Raw genomic sequence first — 14,183 nt, forward strand, 5'->3', positions numbered from 1 at the left:
GGCGACAGATCAATGAGAAAAGCGACATCAATCACGAGAACCTACAAAAACAACAGGATCACTGTGCGCATCAGAACACCCGGCGCGCCTTCATGTCGTCGAACACCGGGCCCACACGGACGACGTCGCCGGTCGTGGGTGCATGGATCATCTGCCCGTTTCCGATGTAGATCGCGACGTGTCCCGGCCCGTTCGGTCCCCAGTTCCCGAACAACAGGTCACCGGGTACAGCCTCCGGCATCGGCCGTTCGACCCCTACATTCCATTGGGTTTCGGAGGTGCGGGGGAGCGTCACCTTGCCGGCGGTCGCGGTGTATACCGCGTACGAGGTCAGGCCGGAGCAGTCGAATCCGCCTTGGGAGGGGCCGTGGATGTTGCCGCCACCCCACACGTAGGGAAGGCCGAGGAAGTTCATGGCGCTCTCGACGGCCCGTGCGCCCAGCTCGGACAGGGCAGGTCCGCCGAAGGGGGAGAGCAGTCGCGCGAAGTAGTCCTGGGTTGCGCGGATCTTCGCGACGTAGGGTTTGGTCTGGTTCTCGTAGTCGGGGCTACCGGAGGGCATGCCTCCGGAGGCGAGGACGGCGCCAACCCCGGCGTTGTATCCGGCGATCGCGAGATCGAGCGTGTCCCCGCGAACTCGTCCTTGGTGCTTCCACTTGTCGATCTGGGTGTACATGTCGCAGAGGAGATGTCCCGACGCCATGACTGAGTCCGCGACACCGAGGATATCGGCGGTGCCGTCGCCGTCGGCGTCCTTGCCGTAGCTGCGCCAGGTGCCTTCCATGAATTGGCCGGGCCCCTTGGCTCCGACGGGTGAGACCGGTGCGGAGGGGCCGTAGCGGAACCCGTTTTCCGCTGAATAGAGTGCCGCCAGTGTCGGTGCCGTGATCCCGTCGCACAGTGTGCCGGCCTTGGTCAACCAGGGCGCAAAGGTGGCGAATGCATTACCGGGGGCGAAGGTGAGGCGGGGCAGCACGCTACTGGTCGGTGCGGCAAACGCGGTGTCGGTGGCGCTTGTGTCTGCCCAGCTCGAGTCGCCGGAACTGTCGGTATTGCCAGGCTCGGGTACGACATCGCTGTCGGCCGGGGGTTCGGGTGCCGCAGGGGAAGATTCCGGGCGTGGCGGCGTGTCCGCCGGAGGGAGCGGGAGCGGCGGCGCGGGAGGGGATTGAGGAGGAATCACCCCGGACAACGCCTGCGCGGCATTGTCGATCCCCTGCTGCGCGAATTGCTGTACGGGGGCGGGAAGCGTCGCCATCACGTCCCCGACCTGCTGATCGAGGGCCGGTGCTGCCTGTTCGACGGCGGCCAGGGTGTCGGTGACCTGCGTTTTCACCTCTGGCGGCAGGTCAGTGTTGTTCGCGGCGCCACCGGCGGCGATCACGATCGCCGCGATGATGGCGGAGGGGTCGGACATCGTTTGCTCGTTTCTCTACATCGGACAGTCGTCTTCGAGGTCCGGTGCCGGGCTAGCTCGTGCCATGAGTTCGGTCACGGGGCGCTCCAATCATGAACGTCGACGACGCCGAGTTCCTCGGTGGCGGAATCGAAGTCGCTGTAGAGCTGGTGTTCCTCGAAACTTTCCTGAATTGCGATCTGGGCGCTCTCGGGCAGGGTGTGCATGATGTGCCGGACGCGTTCCTGGCGGCGGACGACGGCTTGCCGGAACGGCATCCCTGGGGTGGCTTTCATCTGCGGGACGATGCCCTCGACGTCGTCGACACCGCCGGCGTGGTGGCCGGCGTCGACCATCGCCTGTTCGGCGGCCATGGTGGCTTCGTCCTTCTCCTCGGACATTCCGATCGGGCCGATCATGGTGCCGTTGAGGAACTGTTTGACCACCGGCTGGTCCGAGGTGAGCAGCACCTCGCGGGGGCCGAACATCACGAGTTTGCGGCGGAAGAGCATGCCGATGTTGTCGGGCACCGTGCGGGCGAGGTTGATGTTGTGCGAGACGATCAGGATCGTCGCGTCGATCTCGGCGTTGATGTCGATCAGCGTCTGGGAGATGTAGGTGGTGCGCACCGGATCCAGACCGGAGTCCGGCTCGTCGACGAGGATGATCTGCGGGTCCAGCACCAGGGCGCGGGCCAGGCCGGCGCGCTTGCGCATACCGCCGGAGATTTCGCCGGGCAGTTTGTCTTCGGCGCCGAGGAGGCCGACGAGTTCCATCTTCTCCATGACGACCTTGCGGACGTCGGACTCCGATTTCTTGGTGTGCTCGCGTAGTGGGAACGCGACGTTGTCGTAGAGGTTCATCGACCCGAACAGGGCGCCGTCCTGGAACAGCACCCCGAACAGCTTGCGGATTTCGTAGAGCTCCTTTGAGGAGCATTCGAGGATGTTGGTGCCGTCGATCACGATCGAGCCCTGCTCCGGGCGGAGCAGACCGATCAACGACTTCAGGAACACCGACTTACCCGTACCCGATGGGCCGAGCAACGCGCTGACCTCACCGGTGGGAAGGGTCAGCGAGACGTCCTGCCAAATCCTCTGCGAGCCGAACGACTTGGTCAGGTCGCTGACTGAAACTTCGACACCCATCGAGTTTTCCTTACGTCGGTCCGTGAATTTGCGGATAGGGATACATCACACAGGCGGTGCCGTGGTTCACACCGGAGTCATCTCGGTGATCTGCCAGGAATCGCCGTCGCGGTGCAACGACACCTGGACGCGGCTGCCGTCCAGCTTGGGCGCAGGATTGTCGGTGCTGGTGGTGGACTGATTGAGGAACATCAGCACGGTGGCGGCGTCGGTGTCGACCGAGACGACGGAGGACTCCACGACGGTGGCGGAGGTGACCACCTGCCGCTCCTTCGCGGACGGAATGATGACGTCCTTGCTCACACTCTCGAACTGGCTGCGGAACTCGCCCCCGAGGTGCTCGAGCGAACTGGTGAAGTGGTCGTCGACCGTGTTGAAGTCGTAGGACAGGATGTCGGGCACCAGTTGCGCCGCCTGTGTGAGGGCCTGCTGCCGGGTGTCCTCCTGGCTACGCCCTTCGTGGGCGCGGATCGTCAGTGTCGCGCTGCCGACTGTCGCCGCGACGGCCAGCACGCCGAGGCCGGCGACCAACAGTGTGCGTTTACGGCTGCTCCACGTGCCGAAGAACGAGGTGATGCGAGCGATGTAGGTAATCATGCGACGAACTCCACGTTGGATACGAGCCAGCGACCGTCGACGAGGTCGAGGGTCATTTTCATGCGGTAGACCCGCATTTCACCGTCGGGGGCTTCGGTGTTCTTGACCGTCGACGTCACTGCCGCGAGGACGGTGGCGTGATCGTCCGTCGAGTCGACGATGCCGGCGGACTTCACGGCGCCGGTTGACTCGACCTGACCCTGGTTCAGCACATCCCCGAAACCACCCGAGGACGTGGCGAATTGCTCGTGAAAGGGTCCGGTCGTGCCGTCGGCGACCTTCTTGATGTCCTCGTCGATGCTTTGGTGACGGAGGGTGACCAAGTTGGTCGCCATCGCGGTGGCGGTATCGAGGACGGCGACATCACGGGCCGCGGCGGCTTCGGTGGTCCGCCAATCGCTCCACGATCTCAACCCCAACACCGAACCGGCCAGCACGATCGCACCGAGGAACACGACCGCAGCGAGGGTGGCACGGCCTCCCCGCCGGGCGGGGCCACCGGAGTCCTCGGCGGCGTCCGTCGATGTTTCGGGCGGCCGTTCGGGTCGATCGAGGACGTTGTCGTCGTCGATCGTGTCCGGTGCTAGCGCAGCAGCAGACTCTGCCATGTCAGTTCCTCCTCGGACTGGGTTGGGGATGTGGCGTCGATGGAGTACAGGGCGCCGTCCGGGGCGCGGAACGTACCGGTGATCGGGTCGTAGGGTGCGGTGGCGACCGTCGGGGCCTGCCGGCTGGACCAGGTCGCCGGGGCCGCGGAGACCGGAGCCTGCTCAGCGATGTCCGACTGTTCCGGCTCCGGCACCGTGGGCAGTGCGGGTGGTGCGCTCGGTGCCGGGGCGTAGGGCTGCCCGGGCCGGGCCAGCATCTGCGGCCAGGTGGACGGCAGACCGCCGGGGCATTCGCCGACCTCCGCGGTCCGCACGGAGGGGTCGGTGGCGCACGGAAGGTTCCGGGCACCGCGCACCACACGCGGCTCGTTCGGGGGCAACTTGCAGTACGGGTCGGCGGCGGGTTCGGCCGGCGATAGGTCGCCGGGATCGCGGCGCTGTGTCTGCTCGTAGCCCTCGGTGCAGGGCAGCGGGTTGGCGGTGTTGCCGAGTTTAATATCGAGTGGGCCCTGACCGTAGGTGCGGTCCGCGCCTTGTACACCCTGGTGCATGTGATTGATCGCGGCGGACATTGCCGGGTAGATCACCAGGATCTGGCGGATACCGGGAACGTTGACTCGCAATACCTCTCCGACGCTCTGCAGATTCGCCAGCAGCAGCGGCAGCGACGGCTGCAGGTCGGCGAGTGTGCCGCCGAACGCATCGAAGAAGGCGGGACCGTTGTCGAGGGTTCCTCGGATCTGAGCGTCGTTCATGGTCAGCTGCTCGGTGAACGAGGTCAGGTCGGTGGAGAAGCTGGCGATATCGGGACCCGCTGTGTTCACCGCCGTCAGAACCGGTTCCGCGTCGTTGATCAGGGTGGTGGTCGGGCCCAGGTTGGCCTGGGCGAGGGCGATGAGCGGGCGGGACGAGTCGATCAGACGCGAGAGGGTGGGACCGGCACCGTCGAAGGCGGTGTAGGCCTCGTCGACCGTGGCCTTCAAGTCGTCCTTCGGCAGTCCGTCGAGGAGGGTGCTGACCTCGTCGACGACCTGCGCTGCCGGCACCGGCAACGTTGTCCGGGATCGATCGATGACGTCGCCGTCGGCCAGGAACGGACCCTGGGATGTGGTCGGCACCAGATCGACGTACTGTTCGCCGATCGCCGAGACGCTGCGCACGTAGGCGTCGGTCGATGTCGGGATCGGGTGGTCCGAGTCCAGTTGTAGGTGCACGGTCACGTGATCGGGGGTCACGTCGAGCGACCTGACCACACCGACATCGACACCGCGGTAGGTGACGAGGGCGTTCGCGTACAGGCCGCCGGCGCGTTCGAGTTCGACATCGACCGAGTACATTCCGATACCCGAGAGCCGGTTGAAGCCCATGTAGCTGTAGACGGAATTGGCGACGGCGACGACCGCGACGATGGTGAAGATCACGAGTTGGGTGCGGACCAGTTTCGTGCGCATCAGCGCTGACCTCCCTGCGGTTGGAGCGTACCGGCGGCCGGGGTCGCGGCCGGTGGTGCGCTCGCGGGCCGCTGGGTGGGAACGAGTAGCGGGTTCGCCGCCTGCCGCGCCGGGTTCAGTCCCGCCAGTTCGGACACCGGGATGCTTCCGAGGACCTTGCCGCCCACCGTCTCGGCAGTCAGATCGAGGGTGAGGAACAAATTCACGTAGTCGCCTCGGATCGCCCGATCCGTGGTTTCGACCGGGAACGGAATCGTGGCAGCGATCTTGAGGGCCTCGGGGATGGAATCGCCTACCGAGGCGAGTTGGCTCAGGGTCGGCTGCAGGGCAGTGAGATTGGCGTGCAGATCCTCGCGGCTACCATTGAGGACCTTGGTCGCGACGTCGCCGAACTGGCCGACACTGGTCAGCATCGTCGTCAGCTGCTGCTGCTGATCGTTGAGTACCTGTGCCGCTGGGGTGATCGTCTCGATGCCGCGATCGAGGGTGGCGTTCTGCGCCGCGACCTCGGCGCCGAGGCGGTCGAGTCCATCGATCGCCCGGACGATATCCGCGCGTTGTCGGTCGAGGTTTCCCATGACGGTCTCGAGGTTGCCGAACAGCTCGTGCAGGTTCTGTTCCCTACCGTCGAGCACCCGAACGAGTTCGGAGGTGACCGTGCGGATTTGCTGCAGTCCGCTGCCATTCAGCACCAACGACAGTGCCGACAAAACCTCTTCGGTCGACGCGTACTGGCTGGTGCGGGCGATGGGAATGACGGCGCCGTCCGTCAGCGTCCCGACCGGTTGTTCACCGGAGGGAACCGACAGCTCCAGGTACTGGGAACCGAGAACACTGGTTTGCGCCAATTTCGCGCCGACGTTCGCCGGGATCTGTGCGTCCGCGCGCAGTTCGAGTGTCAGGCGCGCGATCCAGTTCTCCCCACCGATGCGGGCGATGTTTCCGACGATCACGTTGTCGGCCTTCACGGGGGAGTTGCCCACCAGATTCTGAATGTCGGCCAGTTCGACCGTGACTTCGTAGGTGTCACCGCTGATGGCGTTGCCGGGCAATGGGATCGAGTTGATTCCGTCGAAGCGGCAGCCGGTAACGGTCACCGCCACACCGAGTGTCAGGGCGGTGCAGGCACTCAGTCGTCTGAGCGAGATCATCGTGTTCCCCCGCTCGGTGCCGGTGCCGGTGCCGGTGCCGGTGCCACCGCCTTCTGGACCAATCCGTTGGCGAGCGCACCGGTGGCTTTGGAACATTCGTCGGCCGGCGCATTGGCGGTGGTGAGCAACGCGCAAATCAGCGATCGGGGGTCGGGGGGAAGGTCGGATACTGCGATCGCGGCCGTCAGCGAGTTCGAGTCGGGATCGTAGATGTTGTAGAAGTTCGACAGTGAGGTCGGCGCGGTGTGCAGGATCGAGGCGAGGGTGTCTTCCCGGTCGACGAGCTGGCGGGTGAGGTCGGTGAGCTTGCCGACGTCGGTGGTCAGTGCCCCACGGTTGTTCTGAAGGAACGCGGTGACCTCGTTGATCGTCGCGAGCATGCTGTTGAGCAGGGCGTCGAGTTCGGTGCGGTTGTCGTTGAGCATCGACGACGTCGTGGCCAGTTCATGGCTGAACGCGGTGATCTGTTGTTCGTTGGCGGCCAGGGCGGAGGTGAAGGTCTGCAGGTTTCGGACCGAGCCAAACAGATCTTCGCCGCCTTTGCTGAGGGTGCTGGTGGCGTCGGAGAGCTGTACCAGCGAGTCGTGCAGGGTTTGCCCGTTACCGCGGAGAGCATCCGCGGTGTTTGTCACGAAGCGGTTGAGCGAACCGTCGGGGTTCTCGGGTGTGCGTCCCACGTCCTGTGTGAGCTTGACGACCTGTTCCTTGACCTCGTCGAATTCGACTGGAACTGCGGTGCGCTCGACGGGGATCGTTTGCCCGTCTGCCATCTTGTCGCCGCCGACGTACGCGGGGGCGAGTTGGATGTACCGACCGGTGACCAGAACCGGGGCGACAATGGCAGCTTTGGCGTCGGCGGGGACGTCGTACTGTCCGTTGTAGCTGAATTCGACGCGGACCTGGTCGCCTTCGGGCACGATGTCGTTGATCTGGCCGACTTCGACGCCGAGGATCATGACACGGTCGCCGATATAGAGTCCGCTCGTGCTGCGGAAGAAGGCGGTGATGTGGTGCGTGGAGTGCCCGGCGACCCAGGCTCCGGTGCCCAGTACCAGGGCGGCGACGATCACGACGAGAAGCAGAATCTTCGCCGGCACACGCGAGGTGGTCCTCGTGGCCATCATCGGGGACCTCCGAGGCTGCCGGGAACCTGACCGGCCAGGTTCGCGGGAAGGATGTTGTGCAGGAGAGCGCTGAAGAACGGTGCGCTGCCCAAGACGTCGCCGATCTGCTGGGAGTAACGCTCGAGCCCGGTCAGGGAGGCGTTGATGTTGTCGTAGTTGCTATTCAAGGTCGTGACCAAGGTGTCCATCTGTTCGAGAGTGGGCGCAAGTGTGGCCTCGTTGTCCCGCTCGAGGGCGGTCAGTTCGTCGGCGATCTGGCGGGTTTGCACGAGGATGCGGTGGATGGAGTCGGCGCGTTGGTTGAGGGCATCGAACAAGGTGTGTCCCTGACCGAACAGGTCTGCCACCCGTTGACTGCGCTCGGCGAGTACGGTGCTGACGCCTGCGGTGTTTGTCAGAAGGTGACGCAGGTCCGCGTCCCGGCTTGCCACCGTCTCGGACAACCGGGACAGGCCGGTCAGCGATGACTTCAGGTCGGGTGGCAGGGCCTGCTCGACCGCCGAGAGTTGGTCGAGGGCACCGGACAAATCGACGGTGTCCGTCTGGGAGAGCTTGTCGGTTACTTCTTCGAGCGAGCGGGTGACGTCGTAACCGGACGTGGTGCGTGAGAACGGGATGGTGTCGCCTCGCCCCATCTCACCCTCTCCCTCCGGGGTCAGTTCGATGTATCGGCGCCCGAGTGCGGTTTCGACCTTGATGGCAGCACGAGTGTCGTTGCCCAGGCGCGCGTTCCCGCTGTCTGCGTCGAATTCGACGTCGACCTTGTCTCCGTTTAGGGAGATCTCCCGCACCTTGCCCACCTTGACGCCGGCGATCTGGGTGGTGTCACCCACCACGAGGCCGCTGGCGTCAAGGAACTCGGCATGGTACGTCTTCGCGCCGAGGCCCGGGATGGTGTCGAAGTTGAGTGCGACGGCGAGGACGCCGACGAGGACGAGGGTTCCGATCACACCGAGTCGGATCGGGTTCCGTTCGAGGAACGACTTGGTTGCCATCACTTGCACCTTTCGGCGGGCGCGGTGAACATCGGCGTGACTCCGCCCGGGCCCTGCGCGTACTTGATTGCCAGTCCGCATACGAACAAGTTGACGAAGCTTCCGTATCCGCCTGCCCGCGCGGTCAGCCGGTAGGTCTCGGGAAGCTTGCTCAAAATGAGATTCACGGTGTCGGTCTGTGTGTTGAGCTGGCCGGCCAGGTCGCCGAGCGCGGACACATCCTGGGCGATGGTGGGCCGGTTCTCCGTGAGAACGGTCGCCATGGCCTTCGAGGCGTCGTCGATCTGGCCCAGTGAGTGGCTGATCAGATCCCGGTCGTCGTTGAGGCCGGCGACCAGTTGTTGTAGTTGGTCGACCAGGGTTGCGAATTGGTCGCGTCGGTTGTTGACGGTCCCGAGCACGGTGTTGAAGTTCGCGATGACCTGGCCGATGGCCTGGTCGCGGTCGGCGAGTGCGTTGGTGAAGGTGTCGATCTGGGAGATCAGTTGGCTGATGCTGGCTTCCTGCCCGTTGAGCACCTGGATCAATGACGTGGATAGTTGGTTGGTCTGGTCCGGATCCAGGCCCTGGAGCAGGGGACGAAAGCCGTTGACGACCTGGTCGAGATCCAAGGCAGCCGTTGTCTGAGCGAGTGGTATCGGATCCTGGAGCGGGCTCGGGTCGAAGGATCCCGGGGACAGGTCGACATAGCGGTCGCCGATCAGATTCTTGTACTTGATCTTCGCCTCGGTCGCCGCGGTCAGCGGGCGCTCGGTCGAGAGGGAGAAGGTGACCAACGCCGTGCCGTCGGAGTTCACCGAGACGTCGGTGACCTTCCCCATGGGCACTCCCGCCACCCGCACGTCTGAACCGCTTCCGAGGCCGGATGCGCTGGTGAAGACCGCACTGTAGGTGTGTGTGCTGCCGAAACGGAGGTTCCCGACTACCGTTGCGACACCGAATCCCGTCAGGGTGGTCACCAGTACGAAGATCAGCAACTTCAGGCTGGGTGACGTCTTCGTCATCGCAGACCTCCTAGGAAGAACTGCGCGAAGGGGTTTCCGATCAGATCCATCGGGGTGCGTGCGGGTCGGTAGGCGGCACTGCCGTCGTCGAAATCGGTGTGTCCCTGCGGTTGGGTCCAGTCGTAGCAGGCGACCGGTCCATTGGCACGCACCACCGGGAGGTTGGCCGGATTCGTGTACGGCGGATCCCCCATCAGCAGGGTGCCGAGGATGTTCAATCCGGGCTGATCACTACCGCCGATTGTGCGCTCGAGGTAGGTGTTGGTCTGCACGAGGCTCTCGACCAGGCAGGGCAGCGTCGGCGCCCGTTGCGCCAGCAGTGCGGTGGTCGGGGCCAGGGAGGACAGCGACTCGGTCAGCGGGGTTCCGCTGGCCTCGAAGAAGGAGCGTCCGCTGTTGCCGAAGTTGGTGAAGCTGAGCAGGAATGCCGTGAACTGGTCTTGGCGGTCGGTGAGGGTCGTCGCCGTCGTGCTCGCGTGGTCGACCGTTTCCATCACGTCCGGTGCCGCGGCCGCGAGGACGTCGGTGGTCTCGGCTCCGCGTACCAGGTCGCGCCGCAGGGTGGGCAGGCTGTTGTTGAAGCTCGCCAGGTAGGTATTGAGTTCGACCAACGTGTCACCGAGCTGGTCGCCGCGGCCGTGTAGCGACGTGGCGAGTGCATTGAGCGTTCCGTTGACCTTCTCCGGTTCCACCGTCCGTAGCACGGTGACCAACGACTCGAGGAGGTCGTTCACCTCCGTGGCCACCCGTCCTGTCGACAGGACCGTGCCGGCAGAGAGGGGCTCCGGCGAAGGAGAGTCCGGTTGGGCGAGGGTGACGAACTTGCGGCCGAACAAGGTGGTGGGGTCGATCGCGGCGGAGACGTTCGCGGCGATCGACTGCGCACGTCCTTTGTCGATGTCCATCGAGATCTCGGCGCGCCCGTCGACCAGTTTCACCTCCGTGACCCGGCCGACGACGACCTCGCGCATCTTCACGTCCGAGCCGGGTTCGAGCATCAGGCCCGCTCGGGTGGAGTAGAGCTTGACGGGGACTGCGGAGGTGAAGCTTCCCCGGTATACGGCGACGGAGGTAGCGGTCGCGAGTGCTCCTACTGCGACCATGACGAGACCGAGTGCAACGTAGGCTTTCCGGCTGCGTTCTGCAAGGTGTCCACTCATGTCAGCCCGACACCCTCACTGCCCCAGCGGAGCCGCCGTAGACCGCGATACCGATGAGCAGGTCGATCACCATGATGGATATCAGCGACGTCCGGACCGCCCGGCCGACCGCGACACCCACCCCCGCCGGACCACCACTGGCGTTGTACCCGTGATAGCAATGCACGCACATCACCACCACGGACATCGCCACCACCTTCACCGCCGACCAGATCACATCGCTGGGAACGAGGAATACGTTGAAGTAGTGCCAAAACGTTCCCTTCGCCTCCCCGACCATGTAGACGGTGACCAGTTGGGTCGCGGCGTAACCGACGAACAATGCCACCGAGTAGAGCGGGATCACCGCGATCACCCCCGCCATCACCCGGGTCGTGACCAGGTAGGGCAGCGACGGAATCGACATCGTCTCCATCGCGTCGATCTCCTCACTGACCCGCATGGCACCGAGTTGTGCGGTGAATCCGGCACCGACAGTCGCGGTCAACGCGATCCCGGCGATCACCGGGATCGCCTCCCGGGTATTGAAGAATGCGGAGATGAAGCCGGACAATGCGCCGATCCCGACGCGACCGAGAGAGGTGGCCCCCTGCTGGCCGACCTCGTAACCGACCGCGGCGGTCAGCAACGAGATGACCATGAGAGTCCCGCCGATCACCGCCAGCGCTCCGGTACCCATGCTCACTTCCGCGAGTAGCCGTACCGTTTCGGCGCGATAACGGCGGAACGTTCGCGGAATCGCCGCGATCGTATGATTGTAGAAGGAGAACTGTCGGCCCATCTCCTCCAGATGGCCGACCGGCGCATCAATCACCGTGAGCGCGACGGCTCGGGCTTTCCGGGTACCCGAAGGCTGGTTCGATTTCGACACGAGATTCCCGTCGTCATTTACGTGCAATTTCTGCAAAGAGTTCATAGGTAGTCAGTGCATTGCCAAGGTGGTGATGATTGAGTTCGCCAGAAACAGCAGCAGGAAGCTGAACACCACCGTCTGATTGACGGCGTCTCCCACGCCTTTCGGCCCGCCCCTTACGTTCAGGCCGAGATGGCATGCAACCAACCCGGCGAGCATGCCGAACACGGCAGCCTTGATCTCGGCGACGAAGAAATCACCGAGACCGGTAATGATGGAGATCGCCGTGACGTACTGCCCGGGTGATGCGCCCTGCATGTACACGGTGGCGATGTACCCGCCGACGAGGCCGACCGCCGAGACCAGACCGTTGAGGAAGATCGCGATGAGAGTCGACGCCAACACCCGCGGAACACAGAGACGGTGAATGGGATCGATGCCGAGAACTTTCATCGCGTCGATCTCCTCGCGAATTGTTCGCGAACCCAGATCCGCGCAGATCGCCGTAGAACCGGCGCCGGCCACCACCAAAACCGTGACGATGGGGCCGATTTCCCGGACGATCGCGACACCGGCGCCGGCCCCGGCGAGATCGACCGCACCGATCTCGGCGAGGAGGATGTTGATCTGGTAGACGAACATCATGCAGAACGGGATTGCCATCAACAGCGCGGGCATGATCGACACACTGGCGATGAACCAAGCCTGCTGGAGGAACTCCCGCAGGTGAAACGGCCGCTTGAACATGCAGCGATACGTCTCGAGTGAGCTCGCGTAGAAGGCGCCCACCGCGCGTGGCGCCACCCGTAGTGCCGCCCTCGCCTTGGCGCTTCTTTCGCCAGGCGTGACCGATCTGTCGAGCAGTTGCACGTTAGTCCTCCGTGCTCATGAATTGGGTGCCCGAATGTGAGCCGCGCCAATTCGATGTGTTCAGCATGAAGCCCGATAGGCGTGGGGAGAGCCATGGGGAGAGCGGGGATACGGCCCCGCGATAACAGCTTTCGCGGGGCCGTATCCGCATGCACATGGGTAGAACCGGTCACCCCACATTCGTGATTGTCAGCCTGCCGTCCGCGTGGTCCGCGCGCAGCAGTTTCTTATCGAACTTTCCCACGCTGGTACGGGGGACCTGCTCGATGAACGTCCATCGTTCGGGTAGCCACCAGCGCGGAACCTTGTCGGCGAGCCACGATTGCAGCTCCTTCGGAGCAATAGCCGACCCCTCCCGCAGCACAATGACCGCGAGCGGACGTTCCTGCCATTTCGGGTCCGGTACGGCGATCACCGCAGCCTCGAAGATATCGGGGTGCCCGATCAGGATGTTCTCCAGTTGCACCGAGGAGATCCACTCGCCACCGGACTTGATCACATCCTTCGCCCGGTCCGTCAAGGTCAGGAAGCCTCCGCGGTCGATGTGACCGACGTCGCCGGTTCGCAGCCAACCATCGTGGAACCTGTCCTCGTCCGCCACCTTGTAATACGAGGCGGCGACCCAGGGTCCGCGAACCTCCAACTCGCCCACAGCCTCGCCATCGTGCGGCAACACCGCGCCGTCATCTGCGACGATTCGCATCTCGACTCCACACACGGCGCGACCCTGTGTCGACCGCACGCGCCAGGCCTGTTCGGGGGAAGCCCCCACCGGCGGCCGTGCGACCGAAGCAAGCGGCGAGGTTTCGGTCATTCCCCATGCCTGCAAGACGGTGACCCCGAGCTGCTCCTCGAATGCCTCCATCAACGAGCGTGGCACCGCCGATCCGCCGCAGGCCACCAGCCGCAGCGACGAGAAGTCCAATGCCCGATTCTTCTCGGCATGCAGGAGCACGTCGTTCCAAATCGTGGGCACCGCACCGGCGACGGTGGGCCGCTCCGTGTGGACCATCTGTGTGAGCGGACCTGCTTGCAGAAACCTGTCCGGCATGAGCAATTCGGCCCCCGCCATCAGCGCCGCGTAGGGCAGGCCCCACGCATTCGCATGAAACATCGGCACGATCGGCAGGACGCGGTCGGACTCGCAAATACCCAAGCCGTTTCCGGTGCATGCCGCCATCGAGTGGAGATACATGGATCGGTGGCTGTACACCACGCCCTTGGGATCACCTGTGGTGCCGCTGGTGTAGCACATGGCGGCTGCGGAGTTCTCGTCCACTGTGGGCCAAGGATATTCATCCGATTCCCCGGCTAGTACCTCTTCGTAGCGAAGCACCTCGGGACCTGTGCCGTCGAGCGCCGAGGTGTCACCCTCGCCGGTGACCAGCACCGTCCGTACCGACTTCAAATCGGGCAGTACGGGCGCGAGCAGGGGCACCAGGGACGAGTCCACAATGATGACTCTGTCCTCCGCGTGGTTGGCGACGTAGCGGATCTGCTCTGCGGAGAGTCTGATGTTCAGCGTGTGCAGTACGGCGCCCATAGCGGGGACGGCGCAGTACGCTTCCAGATGTTCCTGGTTGTTCCACTGGAAGGTGGCCACCCGGTCATCCCCGGTGACTCCGAGACGGTGCAGGGCAGACGCCAGGTTTGCGCACCGCTCACCGATCTGGCGGTAGCTCGAACGGCGGAAACCCTGTTCGGTGGCGCTGATCACCCGCCTGTCGCCGTGCACGCCGGCGGCGTGGTGGAGTATCGACGACACCGACAGGGGAGCACTCTGCATCGTGCCTTGCATCAGTTGGATTCCTTGTGGCCTCGATGAA

Annotated in this window: 13 protein-coding genes; all 13 read right to left on the bottom strand. The window is 64.4% G+C overall.

Going from position 1 to position 14,183, the window contains the following annotated elements; all coding sequences use genetic code 11:
- Positions 1-70: 70 nt before the first annotated feature.
- On the bottom strand, positions 71-1,417 hold the full coding sequence (locus tag R4P95_RS31020; RefSeq protein WP_317747697.1) for an NlpC/P60 family protein: 1,347 nt from the start codon (positions 1,415-1,417) through the stop codon (positions 71-73).
- A 74-nt stretch (positions 1,418-1,491) separates the two neighbouring features.
- The gene (locus tag R4P95_RS31025; protein ID WP_317747696.1) at positions 1,492-2,544 is read right to left on the bottom strand and encodes an ABC transporter ATP-binding protein; all 1,053 of its coding nucleotides are present in this window, start codon (positions 2,542-2,544) and stop codon (positions 1,492-1,494) included.
- Between the two features lie 66 nt (positions 2,545-2,610).
- On the bottom strand, positions 2,611-3,141 hold the full coding sequence (locus R4P95_RS31030; protein ID WP_317747695.1) for a hypothetical protein: 531 nt from the start codon (positions 3,139-3,141) through the stop codon (positions 2,611-2,613).
- Positions 3,138-3,749: a hypothetical protein gene (locus R4P95_RS31035; protein ID WP_317747694.1), complete on the bottom strand. Its 612-nt coding sequence runs from the start codon at positions 3,747-3,749 to the stop codon at positions 3,138-3,140. The genes R4P95_RS31030 and R4P95_RS31035 overlap by 4 nt, the downstream gene beginning before the upstream one ends.
- The gene (locus tag R4P95_RS31040) at positions 3,725-5,200 is read right to left on the bottom strand and encodes an MlaD family protein (protein WP_317747693.1); all 1,476 of its coding nucleotides are present in this window, start codon (positions 5,198-5,200) and stop codon (positions 3,725-3,727) included. The genes R4P95_RS31035 and R4P95_RS31040 overlap by 25 nt, the downstream gene beginning before the upstream one ends.
- Positions 5,200-6,351: an MCE family protein gene (locus R4P95_RS31045; protein WP_317747692.1), complete on the bottom strand. Its 1,152-nt coding sequence runs from the start codon at positions 6,349-6,351 to the stop codon at positions 5,200-5,202. The genes R4P95_RS31040 and R4P95_RS31045 overlap by 1 nt, the downstream gene beginning before the upstream one ends.
- Complete coding sequence (locus R4P95_RS31050; RefSeq protein WP_317747691.1) at positions 6,348-7,475, bottom strand: MCE family protein; 1,128 nt, start codon at positions 7,473-7,475, stop codon at positions 6,348-6,350. Before R4P95_RS31050 ends, R4P95_RS31045 begins: the two co-directional genes overlap by 4 nt.
- On the bottom strand, positions 7,472-8,470 hold the full coding sequence (locus R4P95_RS31055) for an MCE family protein (RefSeq protein WP_317747690.1): 999 nt from the start codon (positions 8,468-8,470) through the stop codon (positions 7,472-7,474). Before R4P95_RS31055 ends, R4P95_RS31050 begins: the two co-directional genes overlap by 4 nt.
- Entirely contained in the window at positions 8,470-9,474 is a 1,005-nt protein-coding gene (locus tag R4P95_RS31060; RefSeq protein ID WP_317747689.1) for an MCE family protein, read from the bottom strand. Before R4P95_RS31060 ends, R4P95_RS31055 begins: the two co-directional genes overlap by 1 nt.
- Positions 9,471-10,634, bottom strand: a complete 1,164-nt coding sequence (locus R4P95_RS31065) for an MCE family protein (RefSeq protein WP_317747688.1) — start codon at positions 10,632-10,634, stop codon at positions 9,471-9,473. The genes R4P95_RS31060 and R4P95_RS31065 overlap by 4 nt, the downstream gene beginning before the upstream one ends.
- A 1-nt stretch (position 10,635) precedes the next feature.
- The gene (locus R4P95_RS31070; RefSeq protein WP_317747687.1) at positions 10,636-11,550 is read right to left on the bottom strand and encodes an ABC transporter permease; all 915 of its coding nucleotides are present in this window, start codon (positions 11,548-11,550) and stop codon (positions 10,636-10,638) included.
- Between the two features lie 6 nt (positions 11,551-11,556).
- Entirely contained in the window at positions 11,557-12,357 is an 801-nt protein-coding gene (locus R4P95_RS31075) for an MlaE family ABC transporter permease (RefSeq protein ID WP_397504945.1), read from the bottom strand.
- A 169-nt stretch (positions 12,358-12,526) separates the two neighbouring features.
- Positions 12,527-14,155, bottom strand: coding sequence for a fatty acid--CoA ligase (locus R4P95_RS31080; protein WP_317747686.1), 1,629 nt, complete (start codon positions 14,153-14,155; stop codon positions 12,527-12,529).
- Between the last annotated feature and the right edge of the window lie 28 nt (positions 14,156-14,183).

Source organism: Rhodococcus sp. IEGM 27 (assembly GCF_033142305.1).
GTDB lineage: Bacteria > Actinomycetota > Actinomycetes > Mycobacteriales > Mycobacteriaceae > Rhodococcus_F > Rhodococcus_F oxybenzonivorans.